The 24,205-nt window shown below is 68.1% G+C and carries 23 protein-coding genes; 11 read left to right on the plus strand and 12 right to left on the minus strand.

Annotated elements, in window-relative coordinates:
* Positions 1–4: 4 nt before the first annotated feature.
* Genes H7F51_RS02310 through H7F51_RS02330 form a run of 5 tightly spaced genes read left to right on the plus strand, consistent with a single transcriptional unit; the run spans position 5 to position 4,830 of the window.
* Positions 5–961 (plus strand): AAA family ATPase, encoded by a 957-nt coding sequence (locus tag H7F51_RS02310; RefSeq protein ID WP_185662930.1) that lies wholly within the window; start codon positions 5–7, stop codon positions 959–961.
* Positions 962–963: 2 nt separating this feature from the next.
* Positions 964–2,289: a DUF58 domain-containing protein gene (locus H7F51_RS02315; RefSeq protein WP_246447720.1), complete on the plus strand. Its 1,326-nt coding sequence runs from the start codon at positions 964–966 to the stop codon at positions 2,287–2,289.
* A complete protein-coding gene (locus tag H7F51_RS02320) occupies positions 2,289–3,365 on the plus strand; it encodes a stage II sporulation protein M (protein WP_185662606.1) in 1,077 nt (358 codons plus the stop codon). The genes H7F51_RS02315 and H7F51_RS02320 overlap by 1 nt, the downstream gene beginning before the upstream one ends.
* The gene (locus H7F51_RS02325) at positions 3,362–4,312 is read left to right on the plus strand and encodes an RDD family protein (RefSeq protein WP_185662607.1); all 951 of its coding nucleotides are present in this window, start codon (positions 3,362–3,364) and stop codon (positions 4,310–4,312) included. Before H7F51_RS02320 ends, H7F51_RS02325 begins: the two co-directional genes overlap by 4 nt.
* Positions 4,309–4,830 carry a GNAT family N-acetyltransferase gene (locus tag H7F51_RS02330; protein WP_185662608.1) on the plus strand — a complete coding sequence of 174 codons (522 nt, stop codon included), beginning with the start codon at positions 4,309–4,311 and terminating at the stop codon, positions 4,828–4,830. Before H7F51_RS02325 ends, H7F51_RS02330 begins: the two co-directional genes overlap by 4 nt.
* Here H7F51_RS02330 and H7F51_RS02335 read toward each other — a convergent pair.
* Both H7F51_RS02335 and H7F51_RS02340 read right to left on the minus strand, forming a co-directional pair.
* Positions 4,827–5,597, minus strand: a complete 771-nt coding sequence (locus H7F51_RS02335) for an SDR family NAD(P)-dependent oxidoreductase (protein WP_185662609.1) — start codon at positions 5,595–5,597, stop codon at positions 4,827–4,829. The genes H7F51_RS02330 and H7F51_RS02335 overlap by 4 nt on opposite strands.
* Before the next feature lie 75 nt (positions 5,598–5,672).
* On the minus strand, positions 5,673–7,088 hold the full coding sequence (locus tag H7F51_RS02340) for a hypothetical protein (RefSeq protein WP_185662610.1): 1,416 nt from the start codon (positions 7,086–7,088) through the stop codon (positions 5,673–5,675).
* A 175-nt stretch (positions 7,089–7,263) separates the two neighbouring features.
* On the opposite strand from H7F51_RS02340, the gene ispG reads away from it, so the two are divergent.
* The 3 genes from ispG to H7F51_RS02355 all read left to right on the plus strand — a co-directional run bounded on the left by ispG (position 7,264) and on the right by H7F51_RS02355 (position 9,648).
* Positions 7,264–8,406 carry a flavodoxin-dependent (E)-4-hydroxy-3-methylbut-2-enyl-diphosphate synthase gene (gene ispG, locus H7F51_RS02345; protein ID WP_185662611.1) on the plus strand — a complete coding sequence of 381 codons (1,143 nt, stop codon included), beginning with the start codon at positions 7,264–7,266 and terminating at the stop codon, positions 8,404–8,406.
* A 32-nt stretch (positions 8,407–8,438) separates the two neighbouring features.
* Positions 8,439–8,960 (plus strand): retropepsin-like aspartic protease family protein, encoded by a 522-nt coding sequence (locus tag H7F51_RS02350; protein WP_185662612.1) that lies wholly within the window; start codon positions 8,439–8,441, stop codon positions 8,958–8,960.
* Between the two features lie 76 nt (positions 8,961–9,036).
* Positions 9,037–9,648 carry a murein L,D-transpeptidase catalytic domain-containing protein gene (locus H7F51_RS02355; RefSeq protein ID WP_185662613.1) on the plus strand — a complete coding sequence of 204 codons (612 nt, stop codon included), beginning with the start codon at positions 9,037–9,039 and terminating at the stop codon, positions 9,646–9,648.
* An 874-nt stretch (positions 9,649–10,522) separates the two neighbouring features.
* On the opposite strand, the gene H7F51_RS02360 is transcribed toward H7F51_RS02355, so the two are convergent.
* Positions 10,523–12,007, minus strand: coding sequence for a L,D-transpeptidase family protein (locus H7F51_RS02360; protein ID WP_185662614.1), 1,485 nt, complete (start codon positions 12,005–12,007; stop codon positions 10,523–10,525).
* Between the two features lie 180 nt (positions 12,008–12,187).
* Between H7F51_RS02360 and H7F51_RS02365 the strand changes: the two genes are divergently transcribed.
* Both H7F51_RS02365 and acnA read left to right on the plus strand, forming a co-directional pair.
* Positions 12,188–13,081 carry a DMT family transporter gene (locus H7F51_RS02365; protein ID WP_246447672.1) on the plus strand — a complete coding sequence of 298 codons (894 nt, stop codon included), beginning with the start codon at positions 12,188–12,190 and terminating at the stop codon, positions 13,079–13,081.
* A 287-nt stretch (positions 13,082–13,368) separates the two neighbouring features.
* Positions 13,369–16,044 (plus strand): aconitate hydratase AcnA, encoded by a 2,676-nt coding sequence (gene acnA / locus H7F51_RS02370; protein ID WP_185662616.1) that lies wholly within the window; start codon positions 13,369–13,371, stop codon positions 16,042–16,044.
* A 155-nt stretch (positions 16,045–16,199) separates the two neighbouring features.
* Here the strand turns inward: acnA and H7F51_RS02375 are convergent, their stop codons facing one another.
* From H7F51_RS02375 to H7F51_RS02415, 9 genes are all read right to left on the minus strand, one after another.
* On the minus strand, positions 16,200–17,111 hold the full coding sequence (locus tag H7F51_RS02375; protein ID WP_185662617.1) for a PEP-CTERM sorting domain-containing protein: 912 nt from the start codon (positions 17,109–17,111) through the stop codon (positions 16,200–16,202).
* A 230-nt stretch (positions 17,112–17,341) separates the two neighbouring features.
* On the minus strand, positions 17,342–18,370 hold the full coding sequence (gene ruvB / locus H7F51_RS02380) for a Holliday junction branch migration DNA helicase RuvB (RefSeq protein WP_185662618.1): 1,029 nt from the start codon (positions 18,368–18,370) through the stop codon (positions 17,342–17,344).
* Positions 18,371–18,709: 339 nt separating this feature from the next.
* Positions 18,710–19,312, minus strand: coding sequence for a Holliday junction branch migration protein RuvA (gene ruvA, locus H7F51_RS02385; protein ID WP_185662619.1), 603 nt, complete (start codon positions 19,310–19,312; stop codon positions 18,710–18,712).
* Between the two features lie 284 nt (positions 19,313–19,596).
* Complete coding sequence (locus H7F51_RS02390) at positions 19,597–20,154, minus strand: DUF4337 domain-containing protein (protein ID WP_185662620.1); 558 nt, start codon at positions 20,152–20,154, stop codon at positions 19,597–19,599.
* Between the two features lie 118 nt (positions 20,155–20,272).
* Positions 20,273–20,749 carry a crossover junction endodeoxyribonuclease RuvC gene (gene ruvC, locus H7F51_RS02395; RefSeq protein ID WP_185662621.1) on the minus strand — a complete coding sequence of 159 codons (477 nt, stop codon included), beginning with the start codon at positions 20,747–20,749 and terminating at the stop codon, positions 20,273–20,275.
* A gap of 10 nt (positions 20,750–20,759) precedes the next feature.
* Complete coding sequence (locus H7F51_RS02400; RefSeq protein ID WP_185662622.1) at positions 20,760–21,110, minus strand: DUF3147 family protein; 351 nt, start codon at positions 21,108–21,110, stop codon at positions 20,760–20,762.
* Between the two features lie 28 nt (positions 21,111–21,138).
* Complete coding sequence (locus tag H7F51_RS02405) at positions 21,139–21,882, minus strand: YebC/PmpR family DNA-binding transcriptional regulator (protein WP_185662623.1); 744 nt, start codon at positions 21,880–21,882, stop codon at positions 21,139–21,141.
* Between the two features lie 106 nt (positions 21,883–21,988).
* A complete protein-coding gene (locus H7F51_RS02410) occupies positions 21,989–22,225 on the minus strand; it encodes a DUF2312 domain-containing protein (protein ID WP_185662624.1) in 237 nt (78 codons plus the stop codon).
* Between the two features lie 99 nt (positions 22,226–22,324).
* Positions 22,325–22,660 (minus strand): DUF1244 domain-containing protein, encoded by a 336-nt coding sequence (locus H7F51_RS02415; RefSeq protein ID WP_185662625.1) that lies wholly within the window; start codon positions 22,658–22,660, stop codon positions 22,325–22,327.
* Positions 22,661–22,727: 67 nt separating this feature from the next.
* Here H7F51_RS02415 and pyk point away from each other — a divergent pair, with 67 nt between their 5' ends.
* Entirely contained in the window at positions 22,728–24,194 is a 1,467-nt protein-coding gene (pyk, locus tag H7F51_RS02420) for a pyruvate kinase (protein WP_343061176.1), read from the plus strand.
* The last annotated feature ends 11 nt before the right edge of the window (positions 24,195–24,205 follow it).

Below are 24,205 nucleotides of genomic sequence, written 5' to 3' on the forward strand. Positions count from 1 at the left end.
GCCCATGAGTCTTGGCGAAGTGGCCGCCCTTGCCGAGGCGATCCGCGCCGAAGTGGGCAAGGCCGTGGTCGGCCAGACCGAAACGGTCGATCACCTGCTGGTCGCCCTGCTCGCGCGCGGCCACGTCCTGCTCGAAGGCCCGCCCGGCACGGCCAAGACCTTCCTTGCCCAGTGCTTCGCCGCCAGCCTCGGGCTCGATTTCGGCCGCATCCAGTTCACGCCCGACCTGATGCCGGGCGACATCCTCGGCTCCAACCTGTTCAACTTCCAGACCAGCCACTTCACCCTCACCCGCGGCCCGATCTTCTGCGATCTCCTGCTGGCCGACGAGATCAACCGCACCCCGCCGAAAACCCAGGCAGCCCTGCTCGAGGCGATGCAGGAACGCCGCGTCACGCTGGACGGCGAAACGCACGTCCTGCCCGAAAGCTTCCTCGTCGTCGCCACGCAGAACCCGATCGAGAGCCAGGGGGTCTATCCCCTGCCCGAGGCGCAGCTCGACCGTTTCCTGTTCAAGCTGCTGGTCCCCTATCCCAGCGCCGAGGAGGAAGCGAAAATCGTCGCCCGCTTCGGCGAGCGGGTTGGCCCGCCCCGCCCCGAAGAGCTCGGCCTCGCCCCGGTGGCCGACGGCGCCCGCCTCGCCGCCGCAGCCACGGCGGTCAAGGGCATCGCGCTGGCGGAAAGCGTGGTCGACTATGTCGTGCGGCTCGTGCGCGCCACCCGCGAAAGCGCCGACATCGCCGCCGGGGCCAGCCCCCGCGCCGCCGTGCTGCTGGCCAATGCCGCCCGTGCCCGCGCCGCCATCGCCGGGCGCGACTATGTCCTGCCCGACGACGTCAAGGCTCTTGCCACCGCCGTCCTGCGCCACCGCCTCGTCCTCAGCCCCGCCGCCGAGATCGAGGGCAAGCAGGTCGAGGCCCTCGTCGAAGGCCTCGTCCAGCGCACCGAGGCCCCGCGGTGAAGCTGGCCCCCAAAGCCCCCATCGTCCCCACCACCCGCGCCGCCCTGCTGGCCGCGCTGGCCGCGCCGCTCGCGCTGGTCCTCGCCGCCCTCGCCCCCGCCGCATGGATCATCGCCCCGCTGCTCGGCCTCGCCCTGCTCGCGCTGGTCCTGCTCGATGCCCTGCTTGCCGGCCGCCTGATCGATGCCCGCCTGATCGCGCCCGACGATGCCGAGGTCGGCGAACCGCTCCAAATCGCCGTCCTGGCCGACCTGCCCACCGGCCGCCCCGCCGCGCTCGAAGCCGCCCTCGCGCTCGATCCGCGCCTCGCCGCCGGCGGCACCGCCCGTTTCCCGCTCCGCTCCCACCTCGACACCTGGCAGGGCGCCGCCCAGCTCACCCCCCACCGGCGCGGTCCCGCCCCGATCGCCGGCCTCACCCTGCGCTGGACCGGGCCGCTCGGCCTTGGCGCCCGCCAGCGCACCTTCGTGCAGGACCGCACGGTCCGTATCTGGCCCAGCCTCGCCCTCGTCCGCTCGACCGATCTCCAGCTGTTCCTGCGCGAGAGCGAAAGCGGCCTGATCGCCCGGCGGATGCGCGGCGAGGGCAGCCAGTTCGAGGCCCTGTCCGAATACCAGCCGGGGATGGACCGCCGCCGGATCGACTGGAAGGCCTCGGCCCGCCACACCCACCTCTACGCGCGCGAATACGAAGCCGAGCGCAACAACCCGATCGTATTCGCGCTCGATTGCGGCCGGGCCATGTGCGAGCCTGTCGCCGGCCTGCCGCGTATAGACCGCGCCGTGTCCGCCGCGCTGGCCGCCGCATGGGTCGCGCTCAAGGGCGGGGACCGCGCCGCCCTGTTCGGCTTCGCCGCCCGGCCCGAGGTCGCCACCCCCTTCGTCACCGGCACCGCCGCCTTCGCCCGCCTCCAGCGCGCCGCCGCCATGCTCGACTATTCGCCGGCCGAACCCAATTTCACCCTCGCCCTCGCCACCCTCGCCGGGCGGCTCCAGCGCCGCTCGCTGATCGTGGTCTTTTCCGAATTCCCCGATCCGACCAGCGCCGAACTCCTGCTCGACGCCGTCGCCCGCCTTGCCAGGCGCCACGTCGTCCTCTTCGTCACCATGGCCGACGAGGAACTGGCCGGGCTGGCCGACAAGGCCCCGGCCGATATGGCCCGCCTTGCCGAAGCGGTCGCCGCCGATGGCCTGCTGCGCCAGCGCCAACTGGTCATCGCCCGGCTCCACGCTCTCGGCGTCGAAGTGGTCGAGGCCCCGCACGGCGAGATCGGGATGCGCCTGATCGACGCCTATCTGGCGATCAAGCGCAAGGGCACGATCGGCTGATGGCCCTGGGTGACACCCTGCGCGGCAGCCGCCTCGGTGCCCTGCTCGGCGCCCGCGCCCCGGCCGGGGACGCCGCCATTGCCGCAGCCGCCCTGCGCTCTGACCGCTTCCGGCAAGAGCGCGAGGGCGACTGGAAACGCCTCGATGCGATCGTCACCCGGATCGAGCAGGGCCGCCTGCGCTCACTGTCCGACGAGGACCTGCTCGCCCTCCCGGTGCTCTATCGCACCGTCGCCTCCAGCCTCTCGGTCGCCCGCGAAACCTCGCTCGATGCGGCCACCCTCGCCTACCTCGAAGCCCTGGTCCAGCGCGCTTGGTTCCAGGTCTATGGCCCCCGTCAGGGATTGGGCCGCTGGCTGCTGCGCTTCCTCGGCGGCGGCTGGTCCCGCGCCGTGCGGGAAATCTGGCCCGACCTCCTGATCACCCTCGCCCTGATGGTCGCGGGGGCCTTCGTCGGCTGGAAGCTCTGCGCCGCCGATCCCTCGTGGTATTTCACCCTGTTCCCGGCCGAGGGCGATCCCCGTGTTCCCGGCGCCGGGCAGGCGGTGCTGCGCGCGAGCCTGTTCGGCCAATCGCAGCAGAACGGGCTGGCCGCCTTCGCCGCCTACCTGTTCAGCCACAATGCCCAGATCTCGATCCTCGCCTTCGCGCTCGGCTTCGCCTTCGGCATCCCCTCGCTGCTGCTGGCGATCCAGAACACGGCCACGCTCGGCGCCATGCTCTGGCTGTTCCATTCGCAGGCCCTCCTGCCCGACCTGATCGGCTGGCTCTCGGTCCACGGCACGACCGAGCTGTTCGCGATCCTCCTCGCCGCCGCTGCGGGCCTCCACATCGGCCGCGCCTTCGCCTTCCCCGGAGACCTGCCCGTGCTCGAGGCGGCCGCCAGGGCCGGGCGCCGCGCCTCCACGGTCATGGCCGGGGTCGTGCTGATGCTGGTGGTCGCCGCCATGCTCGAGGGCTTCGCCCGCCAGCTGCTCGACGCGACCGGCCCGCGCCTCGTCGTCGGCCTTTCCATGCTGGTCTTCTGGCTGTGGTACTTCTTCGCCTTCCGCCGCGATCCGGGCGCCCTGCGATGAGCGCCGCCGCCACTTCCTCATCGGCAACCACCCTGCCCACCCAGCGCTTCCGGCTCGATCAGGCCCGGCGCCAGCGCACCGTGCTGACACCCGAGGGCATCCCCCTGCGCTTTACCCTCGCCACCCGCAGCGCCCGGGCCGGGGCCCTGCTGCTAGACCTGTTCCTCGTCGGCGCGGTGATGGTCGCCACCACGATCGGCCTGATCTACCTCGCCGGCGGCACGGCGAAAGCCATGGGCCAGGCCAGCGGCGCGGCGGGCCATGCCCTGCAATTCCTCTTCATCCTCTGGCTCGCGGCGATGTTCCTGCTGAGGAACGCGTGGTTCCTGTTCTTCGAACTGTCCCCGCGCGGGGCCACTCCGGGCAAGCGCGCCAGCCACATCCGCATCGCCGCGCGAAATGGCGGCCGCCTCACCGCCGAGATGGTCCTCGCCCGCAACCTCCTGCGCGATATCGAGCTGTTCCTCCCGCTCTCGTTCCTGCTCTCGGCCCGGGATGGAGACATGGGCGCGGCCGGCATTGCCGCCGCCGGCTGGTTCCTGATCTTCGGCCTGTTCCCCTGCTTCAACCGCGATGCCCTGCGCGCGGGAGACATCATCGCCGGGACCTGGGTGGTCGAGGCCCCGCGCCGCAAGCTCGAACAGGCGCTCAGCGCCGCGCGCGCCGCCGCGCCGGGGGCGGCGGGCGAATACCACTTCGATGCCGCCGCTCTTTCGCACTACGGCGAATACGAACTGCAGGTGCTGGAACGGGTCCTGCGCGAAAACCGGGGCGACCAGCTTGCCGCCGTCTACCAGCGGATCTGCGGCAAGATCGGCTGGCACGCCGGGGCCGGCGACGAACGCGCCTTCCTCGCGGCCTATTACACCCAGCTGCGCGCCCGCCTCGAAAGCGGCATGCGCCTCGGGCAGCGCAAGGCGGACAAGTTTACCGGACCCTCCCGATGACCGACCTGACCCTGCGCCCCGTCGCCCCGGCCGACATCCCCGCCCTGTCCCTGCTCGGCGTCGCCGCCTTCACCGCCAAGTTCTGGCAGCTTTACCGCCCTGAGGACCTCCTCCCCTTCCTGCTCGAGACCCATTCCGAGGCGGCGCTGACCCGCGACCTCGCCAACCCCGCCCGCCTGATCCACCTTGCCGAACGCAGCGGCACCCTCGTCGGCTGGGTCAAGCTCGGCCTCGCCTGCGGCTTCCCCGATCACGCGCGCGGCGCGCGGGTGATGGAGCTGAAACAGCTCTACACCGCCCCCAATGCCCAGGGCTCCGGGATCGGCGCGGCGCTGATGGACTGGGCGATGGCGGAATTCGCCTCACGCGGTGCCGACGAGGTCCAGCTCTCCGTCTGGTCCGAAAACCACGGCGCCCAGCGCTTCTACGCCCGCTACGGCTTCGAGAAGCAGGCCGACATCACCTTCCGCGTCGGCCAGCAGCTCGATCAGGAATACCTCTTCGCCCGGATGCTCTAAAGAAACATCCCGCCCGAAGCCTCGATCCGCTGGCCGTTGACCCAGCGCCCCTCCTCGCTCAGCAGTGCGGCGATCAGCGGGCCGATGTCCTCCGCCTCGCCCACCCGCCCAAGTGCCGTGGCGCTGGCGACCATGCGGTTGACCTCCGGGTTGTCGCGCACCCGGCCGTGGCCGAAATCGGTAGCAATTGCGCCCGGCGCCACGGCATTGGCGGCGATCCCGCGCGGCCCCAGCTCCTTGGCGAAATAGCGCGTCATCACCTCCACCGCGCCCTTCATCGAGGCATAGGCGCTGCTCCCCGGCACGGCAAAGCGCGCCAGGCCGGATGACAGGTTCACGATCCGCCCGCCATCGGCCATCAGCGGCAACAGCTTCTGGGTCAGGAAGAACACCCCCTTCACATGGACCCGGTACAGCGTGTCGAACGCCTCCTCGGTCACCTCGGAAAGCGGTGCATGGTGCGCGGTCCCGGCATTGTTGACGAGGAAGTCGAACCGCTCCGCGCCCCATGCACCCAGCACCTTGCCCACCGCCTCGGCGAAGACCGGAAAGGCCGAGGTATCGCCCGTATCGAGCTGCAAGGCCGCCGCTTTCGCCCCGGCGCCTTCAACCGCCACCACCACCTCGTCCGCCGCCGCGCGGTTGCTGTTGTAGGTCAGGATCGACCAGACCCCGCGCCGCGCCAGCGCCTCGACCGCGCTACGCCCCAATCCCCGGCTCCCGCCGGTCACGATTGCGATCCTGGGATTGGAAGCATGATAGGACATGGGGCAGGTCTCCTTGCGCAATGCTCCCGATGTAGTGCTCCGCCGCGCCGAAATAAGCCCGCGCGGCCGCTTTGCTCAAAACCGCCCCGGCTTGCCCAGCCACTCGGCCACATAGTCGAACAACCGGCCCTTGGTGTCGCCATATTGCGGCGCGCAGGGGCCGAACTCATGCTCCGATCCTTCCACCCCCACCAGCGTCCGGTCGCGCGCGGCCAGCCGGTCGAACACGATCTCGGCGGGCACGACGAACTGGAAGCAGGTGTTGCTGACGATCAGGCTCGGCACTTTCACCCGCGGCGCCTGTCCCGGCGCACTGGCCAGCGAGGAGCCCCAGTCGATCCCCCGGATATCATCGGCGGTCAGGGCAAAGGCGGGGGTCGCCCGCACGGCGTCGTTCATCAGGAACTCGTCCAGCGAATAGGCCGCGCTGGCCGGGCGGCCCTGCCGCTCGTTCGTGGCGCGGATCGCCGCATCGCCCTTCGGCCCGGCCGCCGCACGGAGCGAGCGCAGCACCGTCGGCGCCCGCGTTCCGTCGGCCCTGAGCAGCAGGTGCGGCCGCTTGGTATGGGCCAGCAGCGAGACGTCGCTGGCCGAGAGACTGCCGATCCCCGGCACGTTGGCCCCGCCCGCCACGAAAAACGGCTCGTTGCCGCCCCCGGCCGCATCCAGCGCCCGCCGCCGCGCCAGCGCCTGGTCCATGATCGCGGCGTTGCGCCGCGCCTGGGCGGCGAAATAGCGGGCCCGAAAGGCGGGCGGGTAAGCGGCCTGGCCCGTGGCGGGATCATAGCCATTGGCGGCGGCGAACCGGTCCAGCCCGCCATCGCGCCCGTCCGCCCCCACCGCCGGGTCGATCGAGGCAACCCGCGTTCCAGCGCCCGGATCGAGCATGATCAACCCATCGGCCCGCGCCAGCCCGGTCGCCTCGGCCGCCGAACAGGGCGCGATCACCCGCTTGCCCTGGCAAGCCGCCGGCCCACCAGCCGCCACGCTGGCGTAAAGCGTCATCGAGCTCGCCCCGGCGCCCCAGCCGATCACCACCACCCGCTCCACGCCGGGCAGGCGGCGCAGGAAGGCGATTCCCGCCGAAGTCTCGGCGAATCCATCGAACGGCTTGCCGAAATCGCCCGGTTTCATCGGGGGATAGGAAACGTAAAGCGCCCGGTATCCGCGCCGGGCCAATTCGGCGGCCGGCGGATCAAAGCCGAAATTCCGGTCCGAATAGAGCACCGCGACGCGCGCGTTCACGCCGGCATGGGCGCCCTTGGGCTCATAGTAGATCCCCGGCCTCACCCCTTCGCCCAGCCGGACGATGGCCGACCGGTACTGCCCCGTATCGACCGGCAGGGAAAGCTTGCGGTCCGCGCCCGGCCGCCCCGGAGAGGCGAGGATGGCGGCCGCTTCCTCGGCCGAAATCTGCGGCGCAGCGAAAGGATCGGGCGCGGGCTGGGCCACCACGACAGCGCCCCCCACCGTCACGGCCGCGAATCCCACGATCGCTCCCGCAAGTCCGAACGTCCTCATCCCGGCTATCTCCCGCCCCTGCCTGATACCGGTCACACCCTAGCCAATCCCCGCCCGGGCGGAAGCCCCCAACCTGTCGCAAGCGGTAACGGCCGGGCGCGGTTACGCGTTGCCCGAATCCCCGCCTGCCCCTATATCGCCCCCCATGTCTTCCATCAGACCCTGGCGCACGATCGAGCGCCGCAAGAGCCGGCAGATCATGGTCGGCAAGGTGCCCGTGGGCGGCGATGCGCCGATCACGGTCCAGACCATGACCAACACCCCCACGTCCGACGCGGGTGCAACGATCGACCAGATCCGCCGCTGCGAGGAAGCCGGGGCCGACATCATCCGGGTCTCCTGCCCCGATGTCGAAAGCACGGCCGCCTTCCGCGAGATTGCCCGCGCTGCCCGCGTGCCGCTCGTGGCGGACATCCATTTCCACTACAAGCGCGCGCTCGAGGCCGCCGATGCCGGCGCCGCCTGCCTGCGGATCAACCCCGGCAACATCGGCAGCAATGACCGCGTGGCCGAAGTGGTCCGCGCCGCCAAGGCCAATGGCTGCGCGATCCGCATCGGCGTCAATGCCGGCAGCCTTGAAAAGGACCTGCTCGAAAAATACGGCGAGCCCTGCCCCGAAGCCCTGGTCGAGTCCGCGCTCGATCACATCAAGCTGCTGCAGGACCACGATTTCCACGAATACAAGGTGGCGGTGAAAGCCTCCGACGTGTTCCTCGCCGTCGCTGCCTACATGGGTCTGGCCGAAGCGGTCGATTGCCCGCTGCATCTCGGCATCACCGAGGCGGGCGGCCTGATCGGCGGCACGGTCAAGTCGTCGATCGGCATCGGCAACCTGCTCTGGGCCGGGATCGGCGATACCCTGCGCGTCTCGCTCTCGGCCGAGCCGGAAGAGGAAGTGCGCGTCGGCTTCGAGATCCTGAAGAGCCTCGGCCTGCGCACCCGCGGCGTGCGCGTCGTCTCCTGCCCAAGCTGCGCGCGGCAGGGTTTCGACGTGATCCGCACGGTCGAGGCGCTCGAAAAGCGCCTGACCCACATCAAAACCCCGATCTCGCTTTCGGTCCTCGGCTGCGTGGTCAACGGCCCCGGCGAGGCGCGCGAGACCGACATCGGCCTCACCGGCGGCGGCAACGGCAAGCACATGGTCTATCTCTCGGGGGTCACCGACCACCATGTCGAAAGCGCGGCCATGCTCGATCACATCGTCAGCCTGGTCGAGGCCAAGGCCGCCGAGATCGAGGAGGCGATGAGCGACGCCGGCCACGCCGATCCCGCAGTCGCGGCGGAATGATCCGGTAACCTTCCCCTGCTAGAGCGGCGGACATGAAAGGCTTCGTCGCCCTTGCCCTCGCCATGGTCGCGGTGCTCCTGTTCGCGGGCGAATATGCCGTCCCGCTTCACCCGCTGCGCGGCCAGGCCGAAACGGCCGAAGCCGCCCCCCGCCCGGCGCCCACCACCAGGAGCCGCTTTTCCGGCGAGGCCCTGACGCTGGACCGCGATGCCAGCGGCCAGTTCCACGTCGATGCCCGGGTCAACGGCAATCTGACCAAATTCCTCGTCGATACCGGCGCCGATACGGTCGCCCTCACCGTGCGCGATGCCGAGGCCGCCGGGATCCCGGTCAACCCCAATGCCTTCATCCCGATCCTGCGCACCGCCTCGGGCGAAGGCTGGGGCACGCTCGTCAAGATCGACCGGATCGAACTGGGCGATACCGAGGTGACCAACGTCCAGGCGATCGTCGCCCGCGATCTCGATGTCAGCCTGCTCGGGCAGACCGTGCTGGCCCGGATGGGCCGGGTCGAACTGGCCGGAGACCGCATGGTGATCGAGCAGAAGCCCTGATTCCGGCGTGCAGTCCGCTTGCAGACTCGCTGCGGCAAGACTGGAAAAATTCAGCGAATTGCGCTATATTCCCGCGATGGACAGACGCTGCGTCATCTCCGGCCTCGTGGCCGCCACAGGCCTCGCCGCCAGCCCGGCGCGGCTCTTCGCGCAGGCCTACACGATCAGCGGCCAGCACCGCAAAGTCCTTGAAATCGCCAAGGAACAGATGGAGCGCAACCGCGCCCGCCTGTGGCGCACCGATATCGTCGGGGTGGCCGATTTCGCCCTGCCCTCCTCGCTCCCGCGCTTCCACTTCGCCGATCTCGAGAAGGGTGAGGTCCGCTCCTTCCTCGTCGCGCACGGCAAGGGCTCGGACCCGGAACACGACGGCTTCCTCAAGACCTTTTCCAACGAACCCGGCAGCCTCGCCACCTGCCGCGGCGCCTTCATCACCTATGAATGGTACAAGGGCAAATACGGCACCTCGATCCGCCTCGGCGGCGAAGACGCCGACAATTCCCACGCGCTGGACCGCGCGATCGTGCTCCACCCGGCCTGGTATGCCAACCCGGACATGCTCGAAAAATGGGGCAAGCTCGGCCGCAGCGACGGCTGCTTCGCCATGGCCGAGAGCGATTTCAACGAAGCCCTCTGGCACCTCTCCGGCGGCCGCCTGCTCTATGCGGACCGGTTGGGACTGGGTTAGGCCCCCCAAACGTCATGCCCGCGCAAGCTGGCATCGCTGTGATCTTGGTGCAGCGACCGTGCAATGCGCAACACCGCCCACCACGCCCGCTATCGGCGCATAGGTTCCGATTGCTCAACGGCAGGAAAGTCGGGCGAGAAGACCCGGTGTCGGGCCGCTGAAGTTCGCTATTCACGTCGGGTCAAACGTCTGTTGTGGTTTTCCATTTGGCGTTTGACCTCCTCAAAGGCATCCACGCACCTGACAATTACTCCGCCGTGTGGAATGTTTATGAGCACCACTCGCCGCGTTGGCATGGCACCGTCCCATCCAGGAACTTCAACACTTCCTTCTGAAATCAATGATACAAACCGATCGCGCGGCAATCGAACTATGCCAGCCCTGATTGCCTCAAGTCGGCTGCACGCCTCGGCGCTTGTCTCACTCACAATGCGAGCAGGCGACCTTTGCGCCAATGCAACGGGGCTGAAAGTGAAAACCATAACGGCAGCTACAGCGTGTTTCATCCACAATTCTCCGCCAGGGCACGCAACGTCATAGTTCCCCAAAGAGCCCAAGCTAGGATGTCGCTAATTCGGAACGTCCGCAACGTTGGCGAGTCCGGACAGTCCGCTTTCGAACGAATCAGCTGGCAAACCGACCCCGAACCCGGTGCCGGACATTTGCCTGCCACTTTCCTACACTGCCCGCGCCTGCCACTATCCCCGCGCGCGCCGTCGGCCGCGCTCTTTGAACCGTTGGCAGATCGCACCGGGTTGGAGAAGTGTCACCCATGCACCGATCCAGCAAACCCCTGATCGCGCACGATAATCCACCGAAACGGCGGCCGGACAGGGTTACACTCGTGTCACCTTGTCCGGCATGAACCTGCGGCTCAGGCCCCCGGCGCGTCGATCGCGATGACCTTTTCGTTGCTGGTCCGCTGGCCGGTCTTGAGCTGGCGCGGCTGGGCGAAGCTGGCCAGCACCGGCGCGTCGCGGCCATAGAGATCGGGCCAGGTGATCAGCTGGTCATTGATGTCCTTGGCCATGGTGAAATAGCCGACGTAGACCGGCATCTTGGTGGTCAGCGGCACCTTGGTGTACTTGCCCGACTGGCTGATGGCGGTCACTTCCTCGGGGGTCTTGCCGGCCTTGAGCATGGCCAGCATCATGCCCAGCTCCAGCGCCCGCTCGGTGCGGATGCAGCCGTGGCTGTAGGCCCGGCTATCGGTCGCGAACAGGCCGCGCGCCGGGGTGTCGTGCAGGTAGATCGCGTGGGGATTGGGCATGTCGATCTTGACCAGGCCGAGCGAATTCTTCGGCCCCGGCTGCTGGACGAGGATGATCGTCCCGTCCGCCTGCTTGATCACCTTGTAGCCATCCTTGGCGGCGCGGGCCGGGTTATTGGCATATTTCGCCCCCATCCCCTCGCCCACCACGATCGACTGCGGCACGGTCCAGGTCGGGTTGAAGACGATGTCCTCGACCTCTTCGGCCAGCTGCGGCGTCGCGGTCTTGCCCGGCTTGCCGACGATGGTCTTGTAGGTCCGCACTATCTTGTCGCGCCGCACCAGCCTCAGCTGGAATTCGGGCACGTTGGTCATCAGGTAGTATTCGCCGAGATCCTTGGTGAACCAGCGCCAGCGGTCCATGTTGGCGCGGATCAGGGCGCGGGTCTTGGTCTCGGCGCGGGGCGTGGTCGCCAGCGCGGCCTTGAGCACGGCATAGTCGGGATAGGTCGGGTCGAGCGCGGCGAGCGTGCCGGCGATGTCATGCGATTCGAGCGCGCGGGTCATGATCGCGTCGGTCGGGTTGACGTCGACGTCCTTGTCGACCGCGAACCACTGCACCCGCGCGTCCATCGGCGTACGCCCGTCGCGCAGGTCCTCGGCCAGCCAGGCGAACGACTTGCTCGCCACCTCGTCGAGTGCGTCGCCCTCGCCGATGCCGATCGCCGCCTTGAGCGCGGCCGGGCGGTAGTCCGCCGGGGCCAGCCCCTCGTCGGCGATGCCGTTGATCACCGCCAGCAGCGCCTGGGCATCGGCCAGCGGCCAATGCATCACCGGTTCCTTGACCTCGGCCGGGGGCGGGATGGTGGCCGCGGTCGTCACCGGGTCGGCGACGGTCGAGCCCGGCGCCGGGCTCGAGCCGGCCTGGGGACGGACCGTCGCGGTGGCAACCGGGGCGGGCTTGATGCTGGGGGCCGGCTTGGCCGTGGCAGCAGGCTTGCTCGCGGCGGCGGGCTTGGCCGCCGCCGGAGAATCGGCCGGCTGCGCGGCCTGGGTCGGCTGTGCGGCTTGGGCGGGAAGCGCCGCGCAGGCGGCCAGAAGCAGCGCCCCCCGGAAGAGCGGGCGCCGCGTCGCGGTGGAAATGCGCATTGGGCTGATCAAGTTCACGTGTAACCCCGTAATGAGCCAGCACCGGGCTTCGGCCGCGCCATCGCGCCCCATCGCCCGTTCCATGCCCTGTTCGTCCGGCACCATCAAGCACGGCACCTGTCACAAGCCTGAATCATCCCCGGCTTGCTCCGTTCCCGCCCACCGCTATGGCCTGCGATGATGACCGTGCAAGCCCGCTCCTCCCTGATCCCCCTGCTGGTGGCCTTCGCGGGAATCGCGGTGTTCTCGCTGATGGACGCGCTGATGAAGCGCGCCGCCATCGCCACCGGGGTCTACACCGCCCTGCTGCTGCGCTGCGCCATCGGCGCGGCGGGCATGGCCCCGGTCTGGCTCGCGCGCAAAGGGCGCTGGCCCCGCCGCCCGGTGCTGCGCCTGCACGTCTGGCGGGCGGTGCTGGTCGCGGGCATGGCCACCTCGTTCTTCTGGGGCCTCGTCCGCACGCCGATGGCCGAAGGGATGGCGCTGTCGTTCATATCTCCGCTGATCGCGCTGGCCCTCGCCGCGCTGTTTCTGGGCGAGCGCATCCGCCGCTCGGCGATCCTCGCCTCGCTCATGGGTCTCGCCGGAGTGGCCATCATTGCCGCCACCCGCCTTTCGGCCGGCTCTCCCTCGCCCGACCGCGCGCTCGGCCTCGCCGCGATCCTCCTGTCGGCCGTGTTCTATGCCGGGAACCTCGTGCTCCAGCGGCGGCAGGCGCAGGTCGCCAGCCCGGTCGAGGTCGCCCTGTTCCAGAACGCGATCGTTGCCCTCGTCCTGCTCCCGGCCCTGCCATGGCTCTGGCAATTGCCCGGCCGCGCAGCGCTGATCGACATCGCCCTCGCCGCGCTCCTCGCCTCGGCCGCGCTGGTCCTGCTGTCCTGGGCCTATGCCCGGGCCGAAGCGCAGGAACTGCTGCCGGTCGAATACACCGCCTTCGGCTGGGCCGCGCTGATGGGCTGGCTGTGGTTCGACGAGCCGGTGCACGAAGCCACCCTGATCGGCGTCTGCCTGATCGTCGCCGGTTGCCTCGTGGCAACGCGCAGCTCCCGCCGGTCACCGCCCGACTCGGCCTAGGCCGGATCGAATCGGCTTCGGCCCGGGCAGCGACACGGCGCGCCGACCGGGAGGGGTTTGGAGAGGTCGTGCGGCACGTTTGTTTGATAATGATTTGCAACATCAAATAAACGGCTGGCAGCGGCCAAATTTAGCGCTCCGCCGGCCTTGACGCAGACGCAACAAGCGCGCATCGCGCGACCGATTTTAAGGCTGAACTGGCCCGGTTTGGCGCCGTATCCGCTCGGAGCGGCGATTGTCCCGGCCGATTGCCAGTAAGGCACTCACAGAAGGGAACTCGACTCGACATGACCCAGGTCGGACAGGACTCGCTCGGCACCCGCTCCACGCTTTCGGTGGGCGGCAAGGACTATGCCTTCTACTCGCTGAAGAAGGCGAGCGAAAAGGTCGGCGACATTTCTCGCCTGCCCTTCTCGATGAAGGTGCTGCTGGAAAATCTGCTGCGCTTCGAAGACGGCGGCTTCACCGTCTCGGTGGGCGACATCCAGGCCCTGGCCGACTGGCAGAAGGACCCGAGCTCGAGCCGCGAGATCCAGTATCGCCCGGCCCGCGTGCTGATGCAGGACTTCACCGGCGTTCCCTGCGTGGTCGACCTTGCCGCGATGCGCGACGCGATCGCCAAGCTCGGCGGCGACACCAGCAAGATCAACCCGCTGGTCCCCGTTCACCTCGTGATCGACCACTCGGTCATGGTCGACGAGTTCGGCCACCCCAAGGCCTTCGAGCAGAACGTCGAGATCGAATACCACCGCAACATGGAGCGGTACGACTTCCTCAAGTGGGGGTCGAAGAGCCTCGACAACTTCAAGGCGGTCCCCCCGGGCACCGGCATCTGTCACCAGGTCAACCTTGAGAACATCGCCCAGTCGGTCTGGACCAGCCAGGACCAGAACGGCGAAACCGTCGCCTACTTCGACACCTGCGTCGGCACCGACTCGCACACCACGATGGTCAATGGCCTCGGCGTGCTGGGCTGGGGCGTCGGCGGGATCGAGGCCGAGGCGGCCATGCTCGGCCAGCCGGTCTCGATGCTGATCCCCGAAGTGGTCGGCTTCAAGTTCACCGGCGCGCTCAACGAAGGCGTGACCGCGACCGACCTCGTGCTGACCGTCACCCAGATGCTCCGCGCGCACGGCGTGGTCGGCCGCTTCGTCGAATACTTCGGCCCCGGCCTCGCCACGCTGACCCTGGCCGACCGCGCCACCATGGGCAACATGGCCCCGGAATACGGCGCCACCTGCGGCTTCTTCGGGATCGACGACAAGACCCTCGAATACCTGCGCCTGACCGGCCGCGACGACGACCAGATTGCTCTGGTCGAAGCCTATGCCAAGGAGCAGGGCTTCTGGATCGAACCCGGCGCCGCCGACCCGGTCTTCACCTCGACCCTTGAACTCGACCTTTCCACGGTCGTTCCCTCGCTCGCCGGTCCGAAGCGCCCGCAGGACAAGGTCGTCCTCACCGAGGTTGACGACGTGTTCAACGCCGACCTCGCGAAGGTCTACAAGAAGACCGCCGCCAAGCGCGTTGCTGTCGAAGGCGCCGGCCACGACATCGGCGACGGTGACGTGGTGATCGCCGCGATCACCAGCTGCACCAACACGTCGAACCCCGACGTGCTCGTCGCCGCCGGCCTCGTGGCCCGCAAGGCCCGCGCCCTGGGCCTGACGCCCAAGCCGTGGGTCAAGACCAGCCTCGCCCCCGGATCGCAGGTCGTCACCGACTACCTGATCAAGGCCGGCCTCCAGGCCGATCTCGACGCTCTTGGCTTCAACCTCGTCGGCTATGGCTGCACCACCTGCATCGGCAACTCCGGCCCGCTGGCCGAGCCGATCAGCCAGGCGATCAATGCCAACGACATCGTCGCCGCGTCGGTCCTCTCGGGCAACCGCAACTTCGAGGGCCGCGTTTCGCCGGACGTGCGCGCCAACTTCCTCGCCAGCCCGCCGCTGGTCGTCGCCTATGCCCTCAAGGGCACGGTGACCGAGGACTTCACCACCACCCCGATCGGGACCGGTTCGAACGGCAATCCGGTGTTCCTCAAGGACATCTGGCCGACCAACGCCGAAGTGGCGAGCACCGTTTCCGCATGCATCGACGCCGACATGTTCAAGGCGCGCTATGCCGACGTCTACAAGGGTGACAAGCACTGGCAGGCGATCAACGTCACCGGTTCGGAAACCTACAAGTGGCAGGCTGGTTCGACCTACGTCGCCAACCCGCCGTACTTCGAGGGCATGAGCATGACCCCGGCGGACCTGACCGACATCGAAGGGGCCAAGCCGCTGCTGATCCTCGGCGATTCGATCACGACCGACCACATCTCGCCGGCCGGCTCGATCAAGGCCGACAGCCCGGCGGGCAAGTGGCTGATGGACCATCAGGTCTCGAAGGCCGACTTCAACTCCTACGGCGCGCGCCGCGGCCATCACGAAGTGATGATGCGCGGCACCTTCGCCAACATCCGCATCAAGAACGAGATGGTTCCGGGCGTGGAAGGCGGCATGAGCCGTTATGGCGACGAGGTCGGCGCGGTGTTCGACGTGGCGCAGAAGCACAAGGCTGACGGCACCCCGCTGGTGGTCATCGCCGGCAAGGAATACGGCACCGGCTCCTCGCGCGACTGGGCGGCCAAGGGCACCAACCTGCTCGGCGTGCGCGCCGTGATCGTCGAGAGCTTCGAGCGCATCCACCGCTCGAATCTCGTCGGCATGGGCGTGCTCCCGCTGCAGTTCAAGGATGGCGAGAGCCGCGAGACCCTCGGCCTGACCGGTGACGACAGCTTCACCATCAAGGGCGTGGCCGAACTCAGCCCGCGCCAGGACGTGGAAGTCGAAGTTACCCGCAAGGACGGCTCGAAGTTCAGCTTCACCGCAGTTTGCCGGATCGATACGGCCAACGAAGTGGAATACTTCCGCAACGGCGGCATCCTACACTACGTGCTGCGCAAGCTGGCCGCGTAAGCGCCAGCCACAGCGAGACGCGACGAGAGGGGCGGTCCTGCGGGACCGCCCCTTTTTCGTGCCCGGCGCAGGCCCGATGCAGGCCCCGCGCAAAGAAAAAGGGCTCCGGGGGGACAGCCCCGAAGCCCTTTTTCCGTAAGCCGTGGTGGACCGGCTTACTGAGTTACGTTGCGCCGCGTCTCGGCGAGGCGGCGGCGGCCGACGAGGGTTGCGGCCGCGGCACCGAACAGGAGCAGCATCGGCGGGGCCGGAACCTCGGTCGGCGGGCCGCCCGAGCTGGTGTGCCAGCCGCCGCTCGAAGAATGGCCGCCGCTGGACGACGAGGAACTCGAGGTCGACGAGGACGTCGAGGTCGAGCTGCTGGTCGAGGACGAACTGGAGGTCGACGAAGAGGAACTGGTCGAGCTGGAGGTCGAGACATTGCCCGACGAGGTGCTGACGTTGCCTGACGACGTGCTCACATTGCCCGAGGAAGTCGAGACGTTGCCCGAGCTGGTCGAGGTCGAGGTCGAGATGTTGCCCGAGGAGGTCGAGGTCGAGCTGCCGCCGGTGCTGGTGCTGGTCGAGCCGCCCGAAGTGGAGGTGGAACCGCCGGACGAGGACGTGGAACCGCCCGAGGTCGAGGTCGAGCCGGTGCTGGTCGAGGTGATCACCACCTGACCGCCGGAGCTGCCGCCGCCGCCGAAGAAACCACCGAAGAAGCCGCCGCCGAAACCGCCGCCCCAGCCGCCGCCGATCACCACCGGCTGGCCGCCACCGCCGGCCGGAACCGGGGGAAGCGGGGCGAGCATCGGGATCGCGGCCATGGCCATCTGCGGCGCGGGTTCGCAGGTCGTGGTGGTGGAGACGATGCGGCGGGTGCGCTTGACCGGGCGCGGGGCCGCGGCGATGCGCCGGACGGCGCGGCGCGGGGCCTTCACCTGCTTGGGCGCGGCGACCTTGGCGTGCTTCACGTATTGCGGATTGCTGGTCTTGGGGCTTTCCGCGACGTGGACCGCACCGCCGCCGATCAGGGCGCCGCCGGCCGCGAAGGCTGCTAGTTTGGCAATGGCCGTCCGAACCGACATGTCATCTCACTTTCGTCCACCGAGAGTGGAGAGCTGGCCGGTAGCGGATGGGCCACTACCGGCCGCGCCATGCCCCCACTGACTTCAAAAGCGCAGAGGCGAGGGATTACGGCAATCGCGTTAACCGATTCTGCGGCCACGATTTTGCGATTTTGCCCGCTGATTAAGGACATGCCCGGAAAGGTGTCCCGCATTGGCACCGAACTGGGGCGCGAACGCCCCTGGGCCGGTCAGTCGCCGCTGTCGAATAGGCCGGTCTGGCTGCCGGAAGGCGGGGTGAGGCCGAGGTGCTGCCAGCCGCGATCGTTGAGGCAGCGGCCGCGCGCGGTGCGCGCGACCATGCCAAGCTGGATCAGGTAAGGCTCGATCACTTCTTCGATCGTGTCGCGCGGCTCGGACAGGCCGGCGGCAAGGGTTTCGACGCCGACCGGCCCGCCCTTGTAGATATCGGCGATCATGTGGAGGTAGCGGCGGTCCTGGGAATCAAGCCCGACCGAATCGACCTCGAGCCGGGTCAGCGAATTGTCGGCAATGGCGCGGGTGATGGTCTCGCTTCCCGCGACATGGGCGAAATCGCGCACCCGGCGCAGGAGGCGGCCGGCGACGCGCGGCGTGCCGCGGGCGCGGCGGGCGATCTCGGTCGCCCCGCCCTTGTCGATCCCGATGCCGAGCAGGCCCGCGCCGCGGGTGACGACCCGTTCGAGTTCGGGCACCGAATAGAACTGGAGGCGGACCGGGATGCCGAAGCGGTCGCGCAGCGGGGTTTGCAGCAGGCCCTGCCGGGTGGTGGCGCCGACCAGCGTGAAGGGCGGCAGGTCGATCCGCACCGAGCGCGCCGATGGTCCCTCGCCGATGATCAGGTCGAGCGCGCGGTCTTCCATCGCGGGATAGAGCACTTCCTCGACCACGGGGTTGAGGCGGTGAATCTCGTCGATGAACAGGACGTCGCCGTGTTCGAGGTTGGTGAGAAGGGCGGCGAGATCGCCCGCCTTGGCGATGACCGGGCCCGAGGTGGCGCGAAAGCCGACGCCTAGTTCGCGGGCGACGATCTGGGCCAGCGTGGTCTTGCCGAGGCCCGGGGGGCCGAAGAACAGGACGTGATCCATCGCCTCGCGCCGCGAGCGGGCGGATTCGATGAAGACCGACAGGTTGTCCTTGGCCGCCGCCTGGCCGACGAATTCGGCGAGGGTCTTGGGGCGCAGGGCAGCGTCGGCGTCTTCGGCCTGACGGCTTGAGGCAAGGAGGGGGTTATCGGTCATTCACGCGTCAACCCCACCACGCCAAGTAGACGCAGTATCGAGCCGTTCCGTCGTCAGATTGCCCCCCGGTACTAGAAGAGTTGTTTCGCTTATTAAGTGGATACTTTGCGTCTCGCTGAGAGCCGGATGCATCCCAACAACCGCGCTGCAACGCTTTCTCCAGATTCCTCGCCTGCTCGAAATTAAGCTCATTAGCCAAGATAACGAAGTGATTGAATCCTTCGCGTCTATAAGCTTGCCTTCGATCGGCGGCATTGCGCGTAAGACCAACTATTATGCCTTCTACGCCATTCATGTCAGCGATCGTTTCAATCGTATCCAGATAATCGTCTTCTAGGTTCACCCTGCAGCCCTCTTCAATGCAACACGGATCAGGTCATTGAGCCCCGCGCCTTCGCCCAGTTCATCGATGGCGCGGGCCACGGCATCCGTGGCTACGTTGGGCTTGAAACCGAGGTTTTGCAGCGCAGAGACGGCATCGCCGCTGGCCGAGCCCGCTGGGACGGCTGCCAGCGCCGGGGCGCCCGGGGCCGAGGGGAGGCCGCCGGCCTTGTCCTTCAGTTCGTTGACGATGCGACTGGCGAGCTTGGGGCCGACGCCGTTGGCGCGGGCGACCATGGCGGCGTCTCCGCCCGCGCAGGCGCGCTGGATTTCTTCGGTGGAGAGGGCCGAGAGGATGGCGAGGGCGACCTTGGAGCCGACGCCCTGGATCGCGGTCAGAAGCCGGAACCATTCGCGTTCGGCTCCGCTCGCGAAGCCGATTAGGCGCATGTCGTTCTCGCTCACCTGCATCTGGGTGAAGACGGTGCAGGCATCGCCGCGAATGCCGAGGTGCGTGAGCGTCTTGACCGAGCAGAACACGAGGTAGCCGACGCCATTGACGTCGATCACCGCCCAGTCGGGGCCGAAATCGTCAAGGATGCCGGTGAGCTTGGCGATCATGGTTTGTTCCTATGGCACCAGCCGAGTCGCGCCGCAAGGGGGGCAGGTGCAGGGTGACACGACTGTCACCCTGTTTGCGGAGGATGCGCGGCGTAAAGCATTGTTTTTACGCGATCCTGCTGAGGAGTGCATGGGTGACAGTTTTCCTACGCGATTTCGCCGGCCGGGGTTGGCCGGGCCGGTGATGAGGCGGGCCCGGCGCGAGAATGGCAGGAGGGCGTCGAGTAGGAAAACGGTTTGGAACTCTGGATTTCCGCCTGCGGGAGGGGAGCCTGCCGCGCGTTCTAGCCGAGGATCGTGCTGAGGACGTCGGGGTGGAAGGGCCAGCCCATAAAGCCGCAGAGGCCCATGAACAGGCCGAATGCACCGAAGGCCCAGGCGGCGATCAGTACCCAGCCGCTTTCGGCCAAGGCGGCGACGGCGGCGATCGAGATGGCGGTGGCGAGGGACGCGTCGGCGGCGTCGAACTGGTCGTCGTGGACGTTGAGCGCGTCGTAGAGCGCGGCCTGCTGTTTTGCTTCGGCGGCAAGGCCGGGGGCTTCGGCGCCGTAGCGGGCGATGTCCCGATCGAGCCTGGCGAGGGCGGCGCCGGTGCGGGCGGGATCGGCGCCGAGCGCGGCGATCAGGGCGCGATTGCCTTCGGCGAGGTGCTGCTTGGTGCGGGTCGCCTGATATTCGTTCCAGCGGTCGACCGAGGCGGACTGGGCCTGTTGCATCGCCTGGACGACGTTGCCGTCCTTGATGTTGCACAGGCCGGCCCACACCGAGAGCACGACCACGGTGATGGCGACGAGGCGGTTGAGGCGCTTGTCCTTGGCCTCGGCGGTGACTTCGATTTCCATCCTCGCCGTTTACGGGACGGTTAGTGAGCAGGCGGTGGAGGCGAGGCTACCAATTGGTAATCCTGCGCGGGCGGCCCTGAATTGCCGCGCGGCTGCGCCGCTCGCAATGACGATGCGGCTAGCGGTGGGAGCCGAGCATGTTGGCGTGCGTGATCGCCACGGCGAGGGCGTCGGAAGCGTCTTCGCCTGCCAGCTTCACGCCGGGGAGCAGGACTTTCAGCATGTGCTGGATCTGCTTCTTGTCGGCCCCGCCGGTGCCGACGAGGGCCTTCTTGATCACCTTGGTGGGATATTCGGCGACCGGCATACCCGAGCGGGCAAGGCTGAGCATGGCGACACCGCGGGCCTGGCCGAGCTTGAGGGTGGACTGCGGGTTGACGTTGACGAAGACCTCCTCGACCGCGCCGCTATCCGGGCAGTGCGCGAGGATCACGTCGGTCAGCGCGCGGTCGAGCTGGACGAGGCGTTCGGCCATCGAGAGCTTGATATCGGTACGGATCTGGCCGTTGGCGACGTGGCTGAGGCGGCTGCCGGCCTTGGCCACGAGGCCCCAGCCGGTGCAGGTGAGGCCGGGATCGACGCCGAGGATGATCATGGATGGACGATCACAGGCGCAGCCCGAAGCGCGGGGCGAGCCAGGTCATGACGAGGTATAGCGCGATGGTCAGCGCGCAGCCCGCGCCGAGGGCCAGCCAGAACGGGGCGGCGCGGCGCAGCAGGGCCGGGATCAGCAGGAACATCGGCAGCGAGGGCAGGACGTACCAGAAAGTCGCCTGCGAGAAGGCGGCCATGTTTTCCGCATCGGGCCGGGCATTCCAGAGGAAGACCATGCCGAGCACCGAAACCAGCGGGAGGGCAGCGACCAGCGCGCCGAGCGCGGGGAGGCGCTTGCCGATCTCGGCAATGGCCGCGATCAGCACGCCCGAGAGCAATGCTTTCGCGGCCAGTTGCCACATCAGTTGAACGCTCCGGCGGTCATAGTGTTCAGCCGAGCTTTTCCATGACTTCGTCGGGGATGTCGTAGTTGCCCCAGACGGTCTGGACGTCGTCATCGTCATCCAGCACGTCGATCAGCTTGAGCAGGGTCGCGGCCGTGTCGGCATCGACCGTGGTCTTGAGGCTGGGCTTCCACGCCAGCTTGACGCCTTCGGCTTCGCCCAGGACCTTTTCCAGCTCGCGCGCGACGGGGTGGAGGTTTTCCACCGAGACCCAGATCGAGTGGCTCTCGCCATCCGATTCTACATCGTCGGCGCCGGCTTCGATTGCGGCTTCGAGGACCTTTTCCTCGTCACCCACCGAGCCGGGATATTCGATCAGGCCGAGCCGGTCGAACCCGTGGCTGACCGCGCCGCTGGCGCCGAGGTTGCCGCCGTTCTTGGCAAAGGCGGTGCGCACGTTGGTGGCGGTGCGGTTGCGGTTGTCGGTCAGCGCCTCGACGATGAGGGCGACGCCGCCGGGGCCGTAGCCCTCGTAGCGCACTTCCTCGTAGTTTTCCGCGTCGCCCTTGCTCGCCTTGTCGATCGCGCGCTGGATATTGTCCTTGGGCATCGATTGGGCCTTGGCCGCGTTGACCGCGGCGCGCAGGCGCGGGTTCATGTCCGGATCGGGCATGCCCATCTTGGCCGCGACGGTGATTTCGCGGGAAAGCTTGGAAAACTGGGCAGAGCGCTTCTTATCCTGCGCGCCCTTGCGGTGCATGATGTTCTTGAATTTGGAATGGCCTGCCATGGTCTTCGTCTTGCTTTGAGGTGGCGATTGCGCCGCCCCCTAGCCCATGGCGGCCGTGCGGGCAACTTTGCGCGTGGTGATGCGCAAAGTTGCCCCGCAGACGACCTCAGTCGAGGCCGAGCGCGGTCTTGTAGGTTTCGAGGAGGAGATCCATCTCGCGCCGGTCATCGGGCTTCATCTTCCGCAGGCGGACGATCGTCTTCATGATCTTGGTGTCGTAGCCGACGGCCTTCGCCTCGCCATAGACGTCCTTGATATCGTCGCTGATGCCCTTCTTTTCTTCTTCGAGGCGCTCAACGCGTTCGATCAGCAGGCGCAGGCGGTCATCGGCGGCTTCGGCCATCGGGAAAGTCTCCGTAAGAATCGGTTTGCGGTTGGGGCGGCTGATAGACAGGCAGCAGGCTGCCCGCCAAGCCCGGGCTGTGGATATCAGTGGGCCGGATCAGTGCGAGGGTGCGTTCTTCTTGAGCGATTCGGCCATCCGCTCCAGTTGCGCGGGGGTCGCCTCGGTCTGGTAGCGCGCCTTCCATTCGGCGGCGGGCATGCCGTGGATGGCCTCGCGGGCCGCGGCCCTGTCGAGCGGAGCGCCGGCATCGACGATCCAGTCGGCCAGGCAATTGCGGCAGAAGCCGGAAAGGCCCATCAGGTCGATGTTCTGGGCATCGTGGCGATGGCGCAGGTGGCGCACGAGGCGGCGGAAGGCGGCGGCGGCATGCGCGTCGTCGAGCGCTTCGAGCGGGTCACCGGGGGTCGCATTCGTATTTTCAGAGCAAGACATGGGCGCAGTCCTTGGGTTTTGCCGCGCGGCTTGCCATAGGTGGGTCGCACAAGAAAAGGATCAAGTCGTGACCAGGGCAGAGAAGAGCGGCCACCGCGGGCGCAAGGTAAAGATCCTCGCGACGGTGGGACCGGCCAGCCGCTCCCCGGAAATGGTCGAGCGCCTGCTGCGCGCGGGCGTCGATGCCTTCCGCGTCAACATGAGCCACGGCGACCATGCCACCCATGCCGAGACCATCGCCACGATCCGCGCGGCGGAACGGGACATGGGCCGGCCGGTGGCGATCCTGTGCGACCTGCAGGGGCCCAAGCTGCGCGTCGGCACTTTCGCGGAAGGCAAGGTGCTGATCCGTCACGGGGCACACTTCACGCTTGACCGCGACCCCGCGCCGGGCACCGCCGAGCGGGTCTGCCTGCCCCATCCCGAGCTGTTCGAGGTGCTGCGCAAGGGCCAGCGCCTGCTGATCGACGACGGCAAGCTCAAGCTGCGCGTGATCAAGGCCGAGGCGGACACGATCCTGTGCACCGCCGAAGTCGGCGGGTTCATCTCCGACCGCAAGGGCGTCAACGTGCCCGACGCGGTGATCCCGGTCCCGGCGATGACCGAGAAGGACCGGCGCGACCTCGCCTTCGCGGTGGAACAGGGGGCGGACTGGATCGCGCTCTCATTCGTGCAGCGGCCCGAGGACGTGGCCGAGGCGCGGCGCCTGATGGGCGGGCACGGCGCGCTCTGCGCCAAGATCGAGAAGCCGGCGGCGGTCGACCGGCTGGACGAGATCATCGAGCTGTCCGACGCGATCATGGTGGCGCGCGGCGATCTTGGGGTGGAACTCAACCCCGAGGAAGTGCCGCCGCTGCAGAAGATGATCGTCGAGGCGACGCGCCGTTCGGGCAAGCCAGTGATCGTGGCGACGCAGATGCTCGAATCGATGATCGAGAGCCCCGCCCCGACCCGCGCCGAAGTGTCGGACGTGGCCAATGCGGTTTACGACGGGGCCGACGCGGTGATGCTCTCGGCCGAGACGGCCAGCGGGGCCTGGCCGGTGGAGGCCGTGACGATCATGGACCGGATCGGCAAGCAGGTGGAGAATTCGCCGGGCTATTCGGCCCGCATCCACTTCACCGACGTCCAGCCCGACGCCACCACTGCCGACGCCCTCGCCCGCGCTTCGGCCGAGATCGCGCGGACGGTGACCCTCGCCGGGATCATCGTCTTCACCGGATCGGGCTCGACCGCGCGGCGCGTGGCGCGCGAGCGGCCGGGCGTGCCGATGCTGGTGCTGACCCCTTCGCAGAAGGTGGCGCGCAAGGTGGCCCTGCTGTGGGGCGCCTATGCCGTCCACACCAAGGACATCGGCTCGTTCGAGGAAATGATCGCCAAGGGCAAGCGTATGGCCCTGCGCCACGGCTTCGGCTCGGCGGGGTCCAAGCTGATCGCGCTGGCGGGCGTGCCCTTCGGCACTCCGGGGGCGACCAACCTGCTCCACATCGTGACGCTGAGCGGGGAAGAGCTGAAGGGTCAGGGCGGGGCTTAACGCTCCGCCGC

This window comes from Novosphingobium flavum (assembly GCF_014230315.1).
GTDB lineage: Bacteria > Pseudomonadota > Alphaproteobacteria > Sphingomonadales > Sphingomonadaceae > Novosphingobium > Novosphingobium flavum.

Coding starts and splice junctions, on each gene's coding strand:
- acnA (WP_185662616.1), top strand. CDS start 13,369: ATGACCCAGGTCGGACAGGACTCGCTCGGCACCCGCTCCACGCTTTCG.
- H7F51_RS02415 (WP_185662625.1), bottom strand. CDS start 22,660: ATGTCTTGCTCTGAAAATACGAATGCGACCCCCGGTGACCCGCTCGAA.
- H7F51_RS02405 (WP_185662623.1), bottom strand. CDS start 21,882: ATGGCAGGCCATTCCAAATTCAAGAACATCATGCACCGCAAGGGCGCG.
- H7F51_RS02360 (WP_185662614.1), bottom strand. CDS start 12,007: ATGCGCATTTCCACCGCGACGCGGCGCCCGCTCTTCCGGGGGGCGCTG.
- H7F51_RS02390 (WP_185662620.1), bottom strand. CDS start 20,154: ATGGAAATCGAAGTCACCGCCGAGGCCAAGGACAAGCGCCTCAACCGC.
- H7F51_RS02365 (WP_246447672.1), top strand. CDS start 12,188: ATGACCGTGCAAGCCCGCTCCTCCCTGATCCCCCTGCTGGTGGCCTTC.
- H7F51_RS02355 (WP_185662613.1), top strand. CDS start 9,037: ATGGACAGACGCTGCGTCATCTCCGGCCTCGTGGCCGCCACAGGCCTC.
- ruvA (WP_185662619.1), bottom strand. CDS start 19,312: ATGATCGCCAAGCTCACCGGCATCCTTGACGATTTCGGCCCCGACTGG.
- H7F51_RS02410 (WP_185662624.1), bottom strand. CDS start 22,225: ATGGCCGAAGCCGCCGATGACCGCCTGCGCCTGCTGATCGAACGCGTT.
- H7F51_RS02335 (WP_185662609.1), bottom strand. CDS start 5,597: ATGTCCTATCATGCTTCCAATCCCAGGATCGCAATCGTGACCGGCGGG.
- H7F51_RS02325 (WP_185662607.1), top strand. CDS start 3,362: ATGAGCGCCGCCGCCACTTCCTCATCGGCAACCACCCTGCCCACCCAG.
- H7F51_RS02400 (WP_185662622.1), bottom strand. CDS start 21,110: ATGTGGCAACTGGCCGCGAAAGCATTGCTCTCGGGCGTGCTGATCGCG.
- ispG (WP_185662611.1), top strand. CDS start 7,264: ATGTCTTCCATCAGACCCTGGCGCACGATCGAGCGCCGCAAGAGCCGG.
- H7F51_RS02320 (WP_185662606.1), top strand. CDS start 2,289: ATGGCCCTGGGTGACACCCTGCGCGGCAGCCGCCTCGGTGCCCTGCTC.
- ruvC (WP_185662621.1), bottom strand. CDS start 20,749: ATGATCATCCTCGGCGTCGATCCCGGCCTCACCTGCACCGGCTGGGGC.
- ruvB (WP_185662618.1), bottom strand. CDS start 18,370: ATGACCGATAACCCCCTCCTTGCCTCAAGCCGTCAGGCCGAAGACGCC.
- H7F51_RS02375 (WP_185662617.1), bottom strand. CDS start 17,111: ATGTCGGTTCGGACGGCCATTGCCAAACTAGCAGCCTTCGCGGCCGGC.
- H7F51_RS02330 (WP_185662608.1), top strand. CDS start 4,309: ATGACCGACCTGACCCTGCGCCCCGTCGCCCCGGCCGACATCCCCGCC.
- H7F51_RS02350 (WP_185662612.1), top strand. CDS start 8,439: ATGAAAGGCTTCGTCGCCCTTGCCCTCGCCATGGTCGCGGTGCTCCTG.
- H7F51_RS02310 (WP_185662930.1), top strand. CDS start 5: ATGAGTCTTGGCGAAGTGGCCGCCCTTGCCGAGGCGATCCGCGCCGAA.